We start from the raw sequence: 16,901 nt of genomic DNA, 5'->3' as shown, positions 1-16,901 counted from the left end.
TTAAAATCCCAAAACCCTTGATATTACTGGACTTAAAGGCTATACCCCACTCGAAACGTAAGGGCAATGGTTAGCGATTGTAGCGACTAAAATACAACCGTAGAGTAGTAAGAACCCCTTATAAAATAGAAACGAAATTGAAGCTATTGTGGAAAAAATACCAAGAGGTATTTTTCTAAAAATTTTTTAAATGATAATTAAAACTTACATTTTTATCCATCAACAAAAATATCGTCTCTACCTTTTTAAATGAAACACATAGTTTTACTGTTATTCAAAATTGGTAAGATGGATGAAACCTTCAACTCCAATTCGTACGGTAAATCAAAGTTAATGTACAAATACTCTGCTGCCATCCGACCTGTACCTCCCATAGAAACATGTTTCATTTTTAGAAAAAGTTTACTCCAACCGTGATCCAGTAGTCGGTCATAAATGTCGCTGGCGTAACTGCTAGATGCTACCTTCATTTTCGTTCCAATCATTTTATCTATTAAAATCTCATGTTTCTCTCTTGAACAGTTATACTTATAGTGGTTCTCACTCTCCATTGTTTCAGGAACATAAGGCATATCCTGATACATAAAATAATCGGATCGGTCATAATATTCGTCAACTAGGTCCAAACAATCCCCATGTGTCACCTCAACGTCAGACAGTATAGGCAGAAATTTATCTAATCCTTTAATTCTTTCAAAATATGAACCCCTGTGTAACCATTCGGAAAAGTAATCATACGATTTCATATTTGCAGCTCTACTTTGAAGCGCACATATATACGTATGTGCAGCTGCAGTTACCCAATCAGATGTTCTCTCGTAGATATCTCTATCAGCTAGTTCACCATCTAGTTCTCTATCTAATACCGCTTTATTGAATACCTCCTCGGAATAACCAAGATTGTGCAATTTTTCAATAAGTTCATAGACTAAAATGTCATCACCGAGGACAGCATACATCTTACAAAGAGAGAGGTCGACATCATTTAAAATTCTATGCTCAAACATGGCTGGATTTGTATTTAACATCATCCTAGCTCCACCAGCTGATCCCTCAATTAATCCCTTTAAACCAAATGTCTCGGCACACCAGTGGATAATGGGATTAATATTTCGCACAAGCCCCTTCTTCCCACCAACATATGGAATGACGGAGAGAACTGGTCTCCCCATACCCCATTCATAAGACTTCATGTTAGTTACGGTCATTCTTTACAACCTCCTCTTCTACTCTTGGACAATGAATAACATACAACTTCACACTACCAATTTCTTTTGATGGTTTATAAATTACTTCTTGATTTCGACCTGTTGTTTTAGATATACAAATTCCCTTTGCGATCCATCCTTTGATGATTGCTTTCAGACGACCGTTTAAATGATTATCGTTTGACTTACCAGACTCATCATAACCTTCAATGAATAGATTCATTAAAGTATTTTTAGTTACCCCTACAGACACTCCATCATACTTTTCCACAGTTTCTTCTCTATCAAGAATAACTGCACCATGTGACTTTGGATCAAATGTACCATTTGATAGATGTGGTATGTTTTCAAGATTGGCTAATATATAATTCTCAAATTGCTTTAAGTTATCCAATGACTCTGATGAGTCACAAGCATCCCCTAAATATGGAATTAAATTTTCAACCTGTTCAAACTCACCATGTAGTTTTAAAAAGTTTGCATAAGTAACCATATCAGAAAAAATCTGTCTTGTTATATACCCACTAACTTCTAAATCTGCAAAAGCTTCAGCCGCAGTACTATTACTTACTTCATTTTTAGATAACTCATGAAGTAAATAGGAGTTAACATAATTCCCTGCAAGATTTGATTCAAATAAAACTACATAAGTTTCTTTAGTAAAATTAGGATGTTTCCCCCTAAGGAGCCTAACATTATAAAGATCTTCAAATTTCACGTCTTTAAGTAAATCTTGATTCCGACTTCCACTTTTTCCTTTACCATTCAAACTTTTGACCATGCTTTTTCACTCCAAATAGTTGAGCTAAGGTTGTCCTAGGTATAAAACCAACTCGATTACACCTAATTAGCCTCGCCCTTCTATACCTCATCTCTTGAAATAGATGAGTGATTAAAAATTTTTATGGTAGCTTTTATCCTATGTCCCATTAATTTCGTCATGTCGTCCCTTGATATTCTGTGTACCCCTATATAAGCTGCATGTCCTATTTACAACTTTCGTTACCATAACTCAAAGTAATCTTTCAAAATACAAAAAGAGGAACGCTTAACGCTCCTCCTGAAAAGTTGATATATGGTTCAATGTGACTGACTTGGAATATGTGGTTTCGTGGTGGGTGTGGAACCAGTGGTTTTAGTGGCTTACTGCGGCAGGATCAGATTAAAAGAAGAAACTCGGTGAAAGAAGGAATAGGTTGAGTTGATCATGATATGCTATATTGCTCAAATAGCTTGAGTTAATATGATGTAATCGAAATAGTTTTAATTATTATTACTTTGTAGGCAAGCCTATCCTTAGTCAATATATCTATTATCCAAATGATTCTCGTGAATTATTCTATTCTCAAAAAAATTTTTGATAATTTCTTTCCTTAAAAGACTTTGGCTAATAACTATAAATTTTAAATGACTAGATTCACCTAAACACAAAATACTCATCCATAAAAATTTAGATGTCGCTTTTTACGACATCTAGAATATATCATCATAGTCTTCATCCTGTTCTGTTTCATCATCTTCATTTAATAGTATCTCTTCAGAAAATTGTTTGTATTTATCCATTATCATGAATACCTCTCGTGTGTTACTTGAGAAATCAATGTGCAACCTATCAAACAATTCACCTATATAGTAAATTTTTACATCTATTGATTGGTCTCGGTTTTTAAAGAATGAATGTATTTCTTCAAGTAGTCCCTCAACTAGATATAGTTGCTGTTCATTTAAATTCCAATCAAAATTATTATTAGTCACATCTTCCTGAGTATCAATTTCATTAAATAACGGCTGCGGTTTAGCCCAAGGGAATTTAACTAATATTGTTTTCTGCGATATCTTGCCCATGCAACATCACCCTTTTATAATTAAAACACTAATAACCAAGGTTAATATTTCTAAATTTTTCAAAAATCTGCTCAACTTCCGAGTTCCCACAAATCATTTCTACAAATATATGGCCCATTACTTCCTTGATTTCAAATATCTTTACCTGAATAGGTAAGTCTCGCTTGACATACCATTCTTCGACTTCACCTAACATTACATATATCATTTTTAACTGTGGTGGATTAAAAGACCAAGGAGTTGGATCACAGAAAAATTCCTGCTCATCATCAGCTAACTCTAAATTGATTGGCTTCGACCAAGGATAACGGTTAAAAATAGCCTCTTTCGTAATTTCTAAAGGAAATTCCAACATTAATCACATTCCTCTCCAAAGGTTATAGGAAATTTGCTTTGTCATACTATAACTTGAAAAAAGAGATAGATAAAGTAAAAGAAGGTGCTAAGTTTTAAAGCACCTTCCTACACATTTTTTTGAAATATTTAACTATTCTTTAAATTGATTTTAAATAATTCCTTCTTCATAAAGTCTATTTAAAACTGCATTTGCAATACTTTTCTTTTCATATTTAAAATTACCAGTACATATAGCGTGGAGTTTTAGTGGAAATTCCTTTGACCTTTGAATGTTCTGATCACTTGTTTTTTCACTTCCAGTTAACTTGACCTTGATTTCTCTGTCTATTAACACTGACTTTTTATGAGGGAACCCATACAAAAAATCACCAAAACTTAGATAGTACAAACCTTTAGTCTGTACGTTTAGGTAGCCATCTTTAATTTTCCATGAAAATGACTCAATGTATCTATTATCATCAATGCTTTGCCATGTAAAAAATCCTAATCCGTTATCTAAAAACAAAATTTGCTTTGACACTAAACACCTTTCTTCCGTATATGACCATAACCCGATTAAAGAATCTTTGTTAACCCCTTCAAGCATTTTATCACCCACTAGTTGTTTTTATTTTCGCTGAATAACGGATACGTATATCATGGTAATATAAAATTTGTGGGAAACTATATCTCGAAATATGGTTATTTCTTTATTTTTATTTAGTTTCTTTTTGAACATTGAATACTTATCTTGTACAATAAAAGAAAAATGGAGATCTTGCCGTGAACTTTAAAGTTTATATAATAGGTGACAAAATTGAAAAGTTTTATCTTGAAGGAATAAAAGAATATGAAAAGCGTTTGAGTAGGTACTGTAAAATAAAATTACAGAAGTTTAAAAATGAGGAATCACTCTTAAAGAAAATCACCGATAAGCAATATAAAATCCTTGTGTCAACTGGCAAGGAAGAGTTGATTAGCTCTGAGGGTCTTTCGGAAAAAATAGATAGCTTTGGTATTTCAGGAAGGTCGGATGTGGTTATTATAATGGGAACAGAGAATTTAATTACTGATGAGATCATTAACATAAGTCCAATGGAAATGGATATTGGTTTAAAAACAATGGTTATGTTTGAACAGATTTATCGAGCTTATCGCATCTTGCATAATCAACCCTATCACAAATAAGTATGACTACTTTGGAACGAGTGCACGTTTCAGATAAATATTTATTTTTTAAGGGAATCCCCCTAAAAAACGATAAATATCAACAAAGCAAGGAGCTTGGAAATCAAAGCTCCTTGTTCAATAATAAATATCATGTTTTATCTTATGTTTTTTGCAAGAGTTTCTTCATTTCAAAGGGGATTTTTCAAGTAATGTTTCAATTTTTGAAATCTGTACTTCAGTTGTTTCTCTTTCCCAATTTTCTTTTGAAAGTGATTTGGCAACTTCACTTTTTTCGATATACTTTTCTGTATCACGGATACCAAAATATGCTTCCTCTAAAGTCGCAACAATCCAGTACTGGTCACTTCGGTCCGTAAAATTAGCATCGCCATAAAGCCTTTCACATATGTTAATCACTTTACATCTAACTCTATTTGCAATTATATAATCAGCAATTAAGTTATTACTATCATCAGCGATACTTCCTCTTACATTGTATAAATATGCTAGATTTATCCCATTATAGTAATCATTTTTTATGTAAAAACCTTTTTCATAATAGGAAATAGACTTATCTAAATATGCAACTTCCTTTAATTCCTCCCATAGTCGTTTAAAAACAGCACCAGCAATTCCAAGAGTTTCAGGGTCTGTTGTATTATCTAAATCAAGTGGCTTAATAATTAATAAGGCCTCTTTTAAAGCCTCTACATGACTTGGAGACTTACTTTTATATGTTGATAGAGCTAGCTTATGTAAGATAAAATCATTTTGTGGGTCAATAGAATTGGCTATTTGAAAAAGAGATTTTGCAGTTAAAAATTCATCCTTCTCTAATGCATTTACTGCACTTTCGATGATACTTCCTAACGTCTCCTTTGGCTCATTATTACTACTAAAAGATGAGTCTTCATTTGTGTCTTCAAAAACAGGCGGTTTTAAATTCTTTAAATATGTATAAACTGGGCTATCGACTTCCTTGTTAGTCAAAATTGTATTTAGAGTACTAACAAGTTTTTCCCTAAACCGAAGAACTTCATCATACCCTATGTCTATTCCTAAATGTTCATATGAGTGAATAACAGTATGATTAATATCAAACGGTGGTTTAAGCTTGTTTTCAGCTATAGCAATCGTTGTTTTAGGACGTAACGCATGTCTTACTCCAAGTTCATAAAAAGCATTAGAATTATTGGTAGATAAATCAGCTATTACTACATCAGCACTTATTAATAGCTTATACATTGGGACATCAATTGTGCCAGAGTGTTTAACTTCATCTGCTCTAATACATTCCAATCCTGCTTCTTCTGCTGCTGGTTTTATAATATTTTTATATGTTTTATCTAAATTAAGGTCCCTACCTGTTGTTGGGTCCGTTTTGACACCGTATCCCATTATGACAAAACATGTACCTATTTTACTCATCTGTTTACCTCCTTCATTGTTCCCAAAGTAAAAATGCTCCAAAATGGAGCAAATCTATATTTCTATCTAGTTGCTAAATCCTGAAGTCTTTCCTCACTCCATGCATATACATGTATCCCATTATCAGATAAACATTTTGGGACTTTACCATTGGTATCCTTTAATCGTATTGCATAAACAGGTTTCTTTGCATCTAAAGTCATCTTAACCTCGTGTGGAACCCAATAACTAGTATGAGTTTTTTCTCCAACAAATACGATTGTTCTTGAGGTTCCAGAGATTGACTTTGAAATTGCTTGTTTAATTACAGCTTCATCTTCGGTCTTCCACCGTTTTAAAAGGTCTTTAACTTTGAAGTTCAACCCAGAATAATTAGAATTAACAGCTCTTCCCTTTATAGTTAGTACTACTCCCCTATCTTCCTCTTTAAAGCTAAAAAAAACTACATTTGGCATTTCTTTTCCCCCTTAGTTAATACATTGAAAAAATTATCACTAGATTCTAAATACTATTTTATCTCACTAAATTTGTAAAAGAAAGGAAAAGCATAAAATACTTTGTCGAATATAGGTATAAACCAAATCACAACCTAGTATATCTATAATAAAATGAAAAGAATTTAAATGCTAAATGACATGTACCCTCACAATGATATTTAATTGTTTGCACATCTAAGTGAGCCGGCTATCTATTTTGCTTACCTACTGTCTAACTTATTGTTCTATTTACATTTATGATTTTGCCATTTTCAATTACTAAATTAAATGCTATTGTATCAAAATCAACATCAAATATTTGTTTAGGGTTTGGTGTGGTAAGCATCCCCTCGATTAATCCTAAACGCCCGATAAATCTGCTCCACTAATACAAGCCTCATTAGCTGGTGTGGAAATGTCATCTTTGAAAACGACAGCTGATCATCTGAGCGTTTAAGTACTTCATCACTTAATCCTAACGACCCACCAATAACAAAGGCCACCTTGCTTTTGCCATACGTCGCTAGGTTGTCTAGTTCCTTTGCTAAACGTTCTGAACTCCACATGCTTCCTTCGATTGCTAATGCAATGACATATGTATCGGGGTGAATCTTTGCTAAGATTCGCTCCCCCTCTTTTTTCTTTACTTGTTCCATTTCAATTTCACTTAATTGCTCTGGTGCTTTTTCATCTGGCACTTCAGTAATTTCTACTTTTGCATAAGAGCCTAATCGTTTTATGTATTCACTAATGCCTGCTTTTAAATATTTCTCTTTCAGTTTTCCAACCGTAATAATTGAGATATTCACACACTTTCCACCTTCATAAAATAGTTATCCCCAGAACTTATCCACATATCAACATGTTGACAAGTTTATTCCTTGACAACGTATATGGCTGTTCCATTACAGAAACTACAAACTGTGGATAAACCACCTTCAACTTTCTCAATAACTGGTGGTACTTCTTGTTCATCTATAACATGATCCATTGCTAATTCAATATGTTCTTGACAGCTATAATACATATCTTCACACCCTTCATATCCATTGTTACATTATAGCATGTGTAAAGTCTCTTCTCGATATTTCTCTAATAATCAAAAAAAACAGAGAAAGGTCATTTCCCTTCCTCTGTTTATCCACATGTTAAAAACTTTGTTGTTCTGTTAATTGAAGTGTTGTTGTTTCTCGTTTTCCTTCACGATAGAAAACGACTTCAACTGTATCGCCAATTTTTGTTTTTGTGTACAAATACTTTCGTAATTCATGACCATCATCAATTGATGTACCGTCAATTTCAACAATTACATCGTATTCCTTTAGGCCAGCTTTTTCTGCTGGTGACATTGGTGAAATACTTGTAACGAATACACCTGCTTTTACTTCTGACGGTAAATTCAATGTTTCTTGCCAATGGTAGCCTGGAATTTCAGATAGTGATCTAATTCCTACACCCATTTGTGGGCGTTGCACTTCACCAAATCGCTCTAAATCCTCAATGACAGGAACCGCAATTGCTGTTGGGATTGCAAATCCAATCCCCTCTACTGAACTTTGGGCAATCTTCATTGAATTAATCCCTATAACTTGACCATGAATATTAATAAGTGCTCCCCCACTATTACCAGGGTTAATTGCTGCATCTGTTTGTAATACTTCTGCATGCCAGTCAACTTGTCTGTTTCCTGTTAGATCCACAGGAATGCTTCGGTCTTTTGCACTAATGATTCCTTGTGTTACAGTACTTGAAAATCGAAGACCTAATGGATTACCAATTGCAATTGCTGGCTCTCCTACTCTTAGTGATTCTGAATTACCAAACTCAGCAACATTCGATACTTCTGCTCCATCTATTTCAAGCACAGCTAAATCAGTAATGACATCTGTACCGAGAAGTTTAGCCTCAACTCTTGTTCCATCACTTAAGCTGACTTCGATTTCATTTGCGCCTTCTATTACGTGATGATTTGTAACAACAAAAGCTCTATCTCCTGAGTTTTTATAAATAACTCCTGAGCCAGTTCCTTCATCTGCTCCAGAGTCTGCCCAAAAGCTAGACTGTCTCAAATTAATAACTCCAACAACCGCACTTGATACTTTTTCCACTGCTTCTGTTATATCGGAATTAACCGATAGATTAACAGTTTGTTCAAGTCCTGCTGGTTGCTGTTCTGAAGGGCTAATCATTGAAGGTTCAGTACCTGTTGACGGACCCCAGCCGGTCTGGAACACTATTGGCGCCATAAATAAAACAAGTAATCCACCTAGTACAGCTCCGCCAAAGGCCGCTAAGCCATAACCTCTGCGACTTCCTTTATTACTTCTTGTTTGAGGTTCATATTGTTGATCATAATAACCCATGATCAATTCACCATCCTTCTCCTAAAAATTCATTTACCAAAAGCTTTTTTAAAATTTACTAATAGTAATGAACAATTAAAGAAAAACACCATTTTTCACTTATATAGTAGTTGAATCACTACAATTACTTTTGATTTTATTATATCCTCTATATAGTAAAAATCTATCATCTTAATGGCATTTTGATAATTTCACACACCTATCATAGATTTTTCCCATGAGAGTCCAATTTTAAACCAAAGTTAGCTCTGTTGGTTTTGATGGATCTGTATCATATAGTCGAGCCTGTTCACCAATAATAATCCCTTTTTCCTCTAACACTTGTTGGACTGTCATTCTTGCTAGGTCCTTCATATTGTTATCTTTGCTTAAATGAGCAAGATAAACACTAGGTCGATTATCCCCGATTACCTCAGCTAATGCATATCCAGCATCCTCATTAGAGACATGCCCTACATCACTTAGAATTCTTCGCTTCACATTCCAAGGATATTTACCCATTCGAAGCATATTTAAATCATGATTTGCTTCAAAAATAAAAGCATCTGCGCCCTTAATCGTTCCTTTAATTCGGTCACTTACATACCCTAAATCTGTAGCTAGCACAAGCTTTTTTCCATTATGATGAAATACATAAAACATTGGTTCAGCTGCATCATGAGATACACCAAACGATTCTACATCTAAATCTGCAAAGGTCTTAACTTCTTCCATTTCAAAGTGAAAACGCTGGTCTAAAGGAATTGTTCCAAGGTTATTCTCCATCGCATTCCATGTTTTCTTATTAGCATAAATCGGGAGACTGTATTTTCTAGCTAAAATTCCAACTCCTTTAATATGATCACTATGCTCATGAGTAACTAAAATTCCATCTAGCTGTCCTGGATCACAACCTGCCTTCTCCATCAGCTCTTCCATCTTCTTACCACTTAACCCCGCATCTATTAGTAATCTATGATTATCTGTTGCCACATAGATAGCATTTCCGGTACTGCCACTAGCTAATACACTAAATTGTAAACTCATTCCAACCACTCCATGTGCTACTAAAATATATCATGCGGTTGGGAAATCCAACCGCATGACAACTGTCCTATAGTACAAACATACCTAATCAAAAACGAACAAGTAACTAGCTTTGTTTAATTGAATTGCTGAATTGATCCGTCAATAGCATTAACCAAATAACTTTCATCTTCCACTGTTATTTTCCACATTGGAGCAAACACTTGAACATCACCTAACGGTTTAAATAAGCTATAATAACCAAATTCAATCGTTGAAATAGTTTGGTTCGCTACAATGATTCGTTCATTTAATAGAATCTCAATTGCCTTGAGTGCAGCAACAATTTCTTGTTCCCTACCTTGTTCTTCAAGCTCTAAATAATATTGTTGATAGCTTGTAATATCATTTTCATTATTTAAAGTTAAAACTAACTGGATTTCTTCATAGGAAAATGTTTTTTTATCTTCGTACATTTGATGAACTATAATTTCATTTCGCTCTTCGTCATAGGAACCAAAGCGATACTCATCTCCTCTATGAACGTGAGTCCGTAGGAAATTATCTACATCCAATGCTATTTCTTCTACTTGAACTGGATAAGGCTCTGTTAACTTTGAATTTAGAAATGTTTCATTTATAATTGATATTTCCTGATTCTGAAGCTCCCCTACCAATTCTTCTTCACTAAATGGCTTTTGTTTCCCAACTATATAAACTCCTATTGGGAACTCTTCCACAACGTCAGCTTCTATGGTTACATTCATTTCAGTTAGTATCTCTTGAATTGTTGCTTCAACCATTAAGCTTATCTCATTATTTTTTTCCTTTAATTGATAGGTCAAAAATATATTTACTAGCAAAAAAGCAACAATGAAAATGGTTTTTGTTCTACTCCAGTCCATTTTAGTTACCCTCTCGTTCATTTATTTCTTGAAAAGGGACTCTTTGCCAAACACCATTGTATAAAATATACCAATGTGGTTCGACAGTAACAATAGCATTTCGTTTTTTCATTTCGTAACCTATCACAGCTTGTTCTAATCTAGAACGGTCATAGAATTCCCATTGCTCTAATGCTTCAATTAAAACTTCGCCAGATGGTAATGTTTCCTTTTTTGTATCAATTGGATTGACATCTAAATCAAATAACGGCCTTGCATACCTTGCCGTTTGATTTCCTGCTCTAGAAACAGTTAGTGACATTAAATCATCTCCTGATACACTTAGAACAGGTAACCCATTTAAATTCAAACGGTATTCCGCTTCATCTTTAGTTGGTTGGTCTCCCGACCAGTCAAATAGCTGATATTGATCCGTCCACCCTCCATGAGCATTAATAAACTCAAAACTGCTTTGGATAATATGCTTACTCCCTCTTTCAAGGTTATCAGTATATACAGGATTAATATAGTCCATGAAGTTTCCATTACCAATAATATTTAACATTCGATTTCCATCAGTGTAAGACTCTTCACCATCATCTTGACGATGATATTTTACGGAAGTTGGCTCACTAAAGAATAATTGTTTAAAGTGAGTGAAAGGTATTAACGTAGACGTATAGGATACCGATTTCTGTTCCACTTCCTCTAACGGTAAATAGATTGTTGGTTGGTAGCTCTCATCATTGGCTCGATACCCTACCTGATAAGGAAACACTGGAATATAACCTTCTGTATTAAAGGTTATGTCTGCCATTTGAATATCTGTTAAAGCTTCAATAATTCGTCCTTCTCCATATGAAACAAGGCGTACTTGGACTCGATCTAATATTGTATTTTTATAAAAAATCAATCTATCAACATGGTTTATTGGAAACACCCTATCTGCTTCGGCTACTTCAAATAAGTTTAAAAGTATTTCACTAGGAAGCTGTACTGGTAGAATAAGCTCTACTGCTTCATCAATGAAATTCTGGCTTGGTACTTCATTAATGGAAGTGAATTGCTCCAATTTTGCACCATAAAAAGTGTCTAGAAGCTCAGTAAATTCTCTATTCGTAGCTGGAACTTTTAATAATGCTTCATTATCATGTATAACCATTTGCCTCGGAACGATTACTTCGCGTAACTTACGCTCTTCACTAATTGGTTCATTTGTAATATATCCCGTATCTTCGAGCAATGCATAATCAGGTTGGAAGGTCCATAATTGCCATGTCAATACGATACTTAAAACAATAAGTAATATTAAAATGATCGTCTTTGCCTTATCAAACATGGTGGATTTCCCCCTCCCTAAAAATTGAATACGGAAGTGTAAAGAAAATCGTTGTTCCTTGTCCATTTTCACTTTGAACCCAAATTTCTCCCCCATGCGCATGAACTAATTCTTTTGCTATGGCAAGACCAAGTCCAGTACCTCCAATATTTCTCGCACGAGCCTTATCTACACGATAAAATCGGTCAAATATTTTCGATTGGCTTTCTCTTGGTATCCCGACACCTTCATCAGAAACACTTACACGAACATTATGTCCTTGATGCAATAAATGGACGGTAACTTTACCCTTAGGCGGTGAATACTTCATCGCATTAGAAATAATGTTATCTAATACTTGAGTAATCTTATCCCGGTCTAAGTGAACAACTGACTCATAGGATGGAATATAGCGAACAAACTCAATATCCTGGTCCTTAGCAATCATCTCAAATCGATCTATAATATGATGCAATAGCTCATTTAGGTCTGTTGTTTGAAATGATAGTTGATAATCTTTACTATCAATCTTAGAAAGCTGCAATAAAGCATTAACTAAGCGGATCATTCGCTCCGTTTCATCCTGTGTCACTTGTAGAAACTTAGGTGCAATTTCTTTATCCTCTATTGCTCCATCTGCTAGAGCTTCTAAATAGCTACGCATCGTCGTTAATGGGGTTCGTAGTTCATGTGAAACATTGGCAACAAATTCTTTACGTTCTTGCTCAATTTTCTCTTGTTCTGTCACATCATGAAGAACCGTAATCAAACCCGTTATTGGTCCATTATCCTTTTGAATCACAGAGAAGTTAGCCTCTAGCATATAGTCTCTCTCTTCATTACTGAAATCTAATAAGATAGACTCGGAATAATCATGGAGACTATCAGATGCGAAGGTTTCGGATAGTCGTAAAATATCTGATAAGGATGCACCGATAACTTCCTCATTTTCCATACTAAGGAGCTCTCCCGCTCTTGTATTCGCTAAAATAATCTTACCAAATTGGTCAGTAGCAATTACACCATCTGTCATATGTGTTAATACAGAGCTAAGCTTTTTCTTTTCCCTATCTGTTGTAGCATTTGCCTCTTTTAATTTCATAGTTAAATCATTAAAGGACATAGCAAGTTGCCCAATTTCATCGTTACTAAACACTTTTACTTTTTTAGAGAAATCACCGTAGCCCATTCTTTGAGCTATTTTTCTCATTTCCTTAATAGGGACCGTTATCGTTCTAGCAATTAAAATAACTAGTAAGGCTGTAATCCCCAAAGCAATCGCTGTTCCACTCGCCAATATATTATTGATCTGTTGCATTTGTTCATATATTTCTTCCATTGATGCTTTTACATAAATAGCACCAATTGTATCATTGTCAGATTTGATTGGTAAGGCCAATATTCGCATTCGATGACCTGTTTGTGGGTCACGCAAAATTGCTTCATCCTTCGTTCCTACTAATGCACGCTTCACTCGAACTTCTGTGATTTGTTGTCCTACAATATGACGATTTAATAGGTTCGATGTACTAATCACTACTTTATTCTGGTCAATAACTTGTACTTCTGAGTTTTCAATTGTAAAAAACTCTCGCAAAAGAACATTAATATCTCTTCCTAATGATGCTCCATCATCACGTGGTTTTGTCATTTCTTGTTCTATATTAAAGGCTAGTAAATTGGCCCGTTCCTCTAGCATCGTATCGTAATTCGAAACAAGCTGAAGTTCCAATTGTCTAGTAAAATATACACCAATAATTTGTAACACAATCAAAATTAGCAACAGATATATAATAATTAATTTAAATTGTATCGATTTAAAGAAACCGACTTTTCTATCCATATTAATTCTCCTGTTCAGGATGTTTTAGGTAATAGCCAACCCCTCTTCTCGTAATAATCCAACAAGGATAGCTAGGATTGTCTTCTACTTTTTCCCGAAGTCTACGAACCGTTACATCAACTGTTCTTACATCGCCAAAATAATCATAACCCCAAACAGCTTGTAATAAATGCTCTCTCGTCATTACTTGTCCTATATGCTTAGCTAAATAATGAACGAGTTCAAACTCCCTGTGAGTCAGCTCAATTGTTTCATCTCTCTTTTTCACAAGGTATGCATCTGGTTGAATGATTAAATCACCAACGACAATTTCTTTGCTTGTTTGTTGCTCATCTATCCTTGTTTGATGTCTTCGGAGATTAGCCTTCACCCTTGCGATTAACTCTCTCGTACTAAAAGGCTTTGTTACATAATCATCTGCACCTAGCTCCAAGCCAAGTACCTTATCTATTTCTGAATCTTTTGCTGTTAGCATAATGATCGGCATATCATGATGTTTACGTACCTCACGACAAACTTCCATACCATCTTTATGTGGAAGCATAATATCGAGTAAGATCAATTCCGGTCGTTCCTTCTCTACTTGCTGTATCGCTTCGAGTCCATCGTATGCACAAACGACATCAAAACCCTCTTTTTCAAGATTGAATTTCAATATATCAGCAATAGGCTTTTCATCATCTACAACTAAAATACGTTTTCCCATCATTTATCCGCTCCCATATCTCTTTTCATTACTCTCTCATATTTTAACACACAAGACCTTTCTTTCATTGTCTTGATAAATATTAAACAGTGGGATTTTCCCCATATTCTAAACAAATAGCTAGGACACCTGATTATAGAAAGAGTATCAAAAGTCTCTACTAGCTTTTGTAACACAACTATTTCTACTTTCTTAACTTCCTCTACCTTATAAAGATAAAAAAATGCGCAAACAGATTACCCTGTTTACGCATTTTTCCATTACCAAATTATCTATTAAGATAGTCCATTGGATTTTCTAGTTTACCACTTTTAAATACTTCGAAGTGAAGATGGATTCCAGTTGAGTTTCCGGTTTGCCCCATGACGCCTATCTTTTGTCCTTGACCTACTGTATCTCCTACACTTACATCAATTGAGTTTAAATGTGCATAGAACGTTTCTATACCATTATTATGATTGATGGTAATTGAATTACCATAACCATTTCTCCAACCTGCCGCTGTAACTGTACCATTGTCAGCTGCTAGAATGTTGTAGTTACTAGGTCTAGCTATATCAATTCCTCTATGCATTCTCCCCCAGCGCATACCTTGGTAACTAGAGATGTAGCCGCCAACTGCTGGCCAAGCTAAATTTCCTGTTCCTCTCGATGGAGATTCCTTCGTTCCTTTAACTACAATTCGATTTACTGGTTCGACAATAACTTCTTCATGTGTAATTGCTCGCTGAATTGTCTTTCCATTTTCCTTTTTAAGTTCATAGCTTACTACTCGTTTCCCTGGCTTTCCTTCTTGAGTTACTTTCGTATCGCCCTTCCATAGAGATGAATCTTCTTTCGTTTCTGTTTGGAACGGAATTTCTTCTTCAATAGTTGCTATCTCTTCTACTAGAACTGTAACAAGTGGCTCATAAGCAGTTACATTTATCTCTTGTCCTATCTGAAGTAATGTATCCTCTGTAATAGCTGTATTTAATGAAAGAATTCCATCGATTGTTAATTCGTGCTTGCTTGCAATTGAACCAAGTACATCTCCTGGTTGAACTTCGTATAGCTGTTCTTCTAGTGTTCCTAAATTTAATTGCTTTACAGCTTCGCTTACACTTAATACATCTTCTGGTACAGCTAGTCCTTCGACAATTGAAACACCAGCAGAAAGCTGTACATCACGTACCATTCTTTCCCCAGGCTCTAGTTGTTCTTCTAGTTGTTGCTCTTCTTCAATTGCCTCAAGTTGTTCTTCAGCAACATATTGTAGCTTTAATGCACGTAAAACTTCCTCAGCAATTTCAATTTCAGGTACAAAAAGAAGTGCTTCTCCCTCTACCTCTAATGCAACTGCCTCTGCTTTTACAGTCAAAGTTTCAGCTAGCTTCTCCATCGTTTCTTCAGTTTTTGTTCGAGCACGAAAAACACGTTCTGGAATTAGCTCTACTTCTTCACCTATAACTAGTTGCAAAGATGAGAATTCTTTTTTCAATTCAGCAATCTTTTCTTCAGCTAATAGCTCAAACTCCTCTTTATCATGAATACTTCCAATCCGCTCTCCATTTACAAATACATGATAAATAGTATCTAATGTTGACGAAGCATGATCAGTCGCCTCTACTACTGGAGATGCTACTAGTAGAGCTGAACAAACTGCTACACCTAGAACAGCTTTTGATTTTTGTGAAGTATGTACTAAGAAACTCTTAGCAGTACTTTTTATTTGTGAAAACAGTGACTTATATTTTTTTATACGATTAAATCTATCATTCTTTTTTGCGAGAATCATAGTTTCCTCCTGAAATGTTCCTGTTATTTAAGAAGAGAGATTTCCCTTCAATACATTATTTAGACAATTTTCTACAACCTTTTTTATTTTAGCACAAGTTGATACCCTTGTCCCTTCGTATGAAAAAAGAAAAGAAACTGTAATATTTGATACAAAGGAAAGAATACAACAACATATTTACCAAAAAAGTCCATAGATAAATCCAATTACTTGAACATAAAAAAAGCCTTTCTAAAATGAAAGGTTTATGTTTCTTGCTATTATTAATATGTAGTGGTGCCGGCAAGAGGACTTGAACCCCCAACCTACTGATTACAAGTCAGTTGCTCTACCAGTTGAGCTACACCGGCACTTTCCAAAATGGTGGCTCAGGACGGAATCGAACCGCCGACACATGGATTTTCAGTCCATTGCTCTACCGACTGAGCTACTGAGCCTTTATAAAAAAATGGCGGTCCGGACGGGACTCGAACCCGCGACCTCCTGCGTGACAGGCAGGCATTCTAACCAACTGAACTACCGGACCATTTTTTAAATTTAAT

General features: G+C 34.9%; 17 protein-coding genes and 3 tRNA genes. 1 reads left to right on the top strand and 19 read right to left on the bottom strand.

Going from position 1 to position 16,901, the window contains the following annotated elements; genetic code table 11:
• Nucleotides 1–245: 245 nt before the first annotated feature.
• The 5 genes from CD003_RS19450 to CD003_RS19430 all read right to left on the bottom strand — a co-directional run bounded on the left by CD003_RS19450 (nucleotide 246) and on the right by CD003_RS19430 (nucleotide 3,996).
• On the bottom strand, nucleotides 246–1,208 hold the full coding sequence (locus tag CD003_RS19450) for a DNA adenine methylase (protein ID WP_096202925.1): 963 nt from the start codon (nucleotides 1,206–1,208) through the stop codon (nucleotides 246–248).
• Nucleotides 1,195–1,989 (bottom strand): hypothetical protein, encoded by a 795-nt coding sequence (locus CD003_RS19445; protein ID WP_096202924.1) that lies wholly within the window; start codon nucleotides 1,987–1,989, stop codon nucleotides 1,195–1,197. Before CD003_RS19445 ends, CD003_RS19450 begins: the two co-directional genes overlap by 14 nt.
• A gap of 692 nt (nucleotides 1,990–2,681) precedes the next feature.
• Complete coding sequence (locus CD003_RS19440) at nucleotides 2,682–3,053, bottom strand: hypothetical protein (protein ID WP_096202923.1); 372 nt, start codon at nucleotides 3,051–3,053, stop codon at nucleotides 2,682–2,684.
• A 28-nt stretch (nucleotides 3,054–3,081) separates the two neighbouring features.
• Nucleotides 3,082–3,408 (bottom strand): hypothetical protein, encoded by a 327-nt coding sequence (locus CD003_RS19435; protein ID WP_096202922.1) that lies wholly within the window; start codon nucleotides 3,406–3,408, stop codon nucleotides 3,082–3,084.
• 150 nt (nucleotides 3,409–3,558) lie between these two features.
• Nucleotides 3,559–3,996 carry a hypothetical protein gene (locus CD003_RS19430; protein WP_096202921.1) on the bottom strand — a complete coding sequence of 146 codons (438 nt, stop codon included), beginning with the start codon at nucleotides 3,994–3,996 and terminating at the stop codon, nucleotides 3,559–3,561.
• Nucleotides 3,997–4,172: 176 nt separating this feature from the next.
• On the opposite strand from CD003_RS19430, the gene CD003_RS19425 reads away from it, so the two are divergent.
• A complete protein-coding gene (locus CD003_RS19425) occupies nucleotides 4,173–4,577 on the top strand; it encodes a 23S rRNA (pseudouridine(1915)-N(3))-methyltransferase RlmH (RefSeq protein WP_096202920.1) in 405 nt (134 codons plus the stop codon).
• Between the two features lie 165 nt (nucleotides 4,578–4,742).
• Here the strand turns inward: CD003_RS19425 and CD003_RS19420 are convergent, their stop codons facing one another.
• The 14 genes from CD003_RS19420 to CD003_RS19355 all read right to left on the bottom strand — a co-directional run bounded on the left by CD003_RS19420 (nucleotide 4,743) and on the right by CD003_RS19355 (nucleotide 16,885).
• Nucleotides 4,743–5,987 (bottom strand): DUF4071 domain-containing protein, encoded by a 1,245-nt coding sequence (locus CD003_RS19420; protein WP_257008398.1) that lies wholly within the window; start codon nucleotides 5,985–5,987, stop codon nucleotides 4,743–4,745.
• Nucleotides 5,988–6,049: 62 nt separating this feature from the next.
• Nucleotides 6,050–6,442: a TIR domain-containing protein gene (locus tag CD003_RS19415; protein ID WP_096202919.1), complete on the bottom strand. Its 393-nt coding sequence runs from the start codon at nucleotides 6,440–6,442 to the stop codon at nucleotides 6,050–6,052.
• 344 nt (nucleotides 6,443–6,786) lie between these two features.
• Nucleotides 6,787–7,272 (bottom strand): 23S rRNA (pseudouridine(1915)-N(3))-methyltransferase RlmH, encoded by a 486-nt coding sequence (gene rlmH / locus CD003_RS19410; protein WP_096202918.1) that lies wholly within the window; start codon nucleotides 7,270–7,272, stop codon nucleotides 6,787–6,789.
• Nucleotides 7,273–7,337: 65 nt separating this feature from the next.
• A complete protein-coding gene (locus CD003_RS19405; protein WP_096202917.1) occupies nucleotides 7,338–7,490 on the bottom strand; it encodes a CxxH/CxxC protein in 153 nt (50 codons plus the stop codon).
• Between the two features lie 121 nt (nucleotides 7,491–7,611).
• On the bottom strand, nucleotides 7,612–8,826 hold the full coding sequence (locus tag CD003_RS19400; RefSeq protein WP_096202916.1) for a S1C family serine protease: 1,215 nt from the start codon (nucleotides 8,824–8,826) through the stop codon (nucleotides 7,612–7,614).
• A gap of 231 nt (nucleotides 8,827–9,057) precedes the next feature.
• Nucleotides 9,058–9,852 carry an MBL fold metallo-hydrolase gene (locus CD003_RS19395; RefSeq protein ID WP_096202915.1) on the bottom strand — a complete coding sequence of 265 codons (795 nt, stop codon included), beginning with the start codon at nucleotides 9,850–9,852 and terminating at the stop codon, nucleotides 9,058–9,060.
• 116 nt (nucleotides 9,853–9,968) lie between these two features.
• The gene (locus tag CD003_RS19390; protein WP_096202914.1) at nucleotides 9,969–10,736 is read right to left on the bottom strand and encodes a two-component system regulatory protein YycI; all 768 of its coding nucleotides are present in this window, start codon (nucleotides 10,734–10,736) and stop codon (nucleotides 9,969–9,971) included.
• A gap of 1 nt (nucleotide 10,737) precedes the next feature.
• Nucleotides 10,738–12,054 carry a YycH family regulatory protein gene (locus tag CD003_RS19385; protein ID WP_179295632.1) on the bottom strand — a complete coding sequence of 439 codons (1,317 nt, stop codon included), beginning with the start codon at nucleotides 12,052–12,054 and terminating at the stop codon, nucleotides 10,738–10,740.
• Nucleotides 12,047–13,876 (bottom strand): cell wall metabolism sensor histidine kinase WalK, encoded by a 1,830-nt coding sequence (walK, locus tag CD003_RS19380; RefSeq protein ID WP_096202912.1) that lies wholly within the window; start codon nucleotides 13,874–13,876, stop codon nucleotides 12,047–12,049. Before walK ends, CD003_RS19385 begins: the two co-directional genes overlap by 8 nt.
• Before the next feature lies 1 nt (nucleotide 13,877).
• The gene (gene yycF, locus CD003_RS19375; protein ID WP_096202911.1) at nucleotides 13,878–14,582 is read right to left on the bottom strand and encodes a response regulator YycF; all 705 of its coding nucleotides are present in this window, start codon (nucleotides 14,580–14,582) and stop codon (nucleotides 13,878–13,880) included.
• A 268-nt stretch (nucleotides 14,583–14,850) separates the two neighbouring features.
• A complete protein-coding gene (locus CD003_RS19370; protein ID WP_096202910.1) occupies nucleotides 14,851–16,359 on the bottom strand; it encodes a peptidoglycan DD-metalloendopeptidase family protein in 1,509 nt (502 codons plus the stop codon).
• 274 nt (nucleotides 16,360–16,633) lie between these two features.
• Nucleotides 16,634–16,709, bottom strand: a tRNA-Thr gene (locus CD003_RS19365).
• An 11-nt stretch (nucleotides 16,710–16,720) separates the two neighbouring features.
• Nucleotides 16,721–16,796: transfer RNA gene (locus tag CD003_RS19360), tRNA-Phe, on the bottom strand.
• 12 nt (nucleotides 16,797–16,808) lie between these two features.
• A tRNA-Asp gene (locus CD003_RS19355) sits at nucleotides 16,809–16,885 on the bottom strand.
• Nucleotides 16,886–16,901 lie beyond the last annotated feature (16 nt).

Origin of the sequence: Bacillus sp. FJAT-45350, assembly GCF_002335805.1 — a bacterium.
Classification (GTDB): Bacteria; Bacillota; Bacilli; order Bacillales; family NISU01; genus FJAT-45350.
This window is presented reverse-complemented; position numbering and strand designations above follow the sequence as displayed.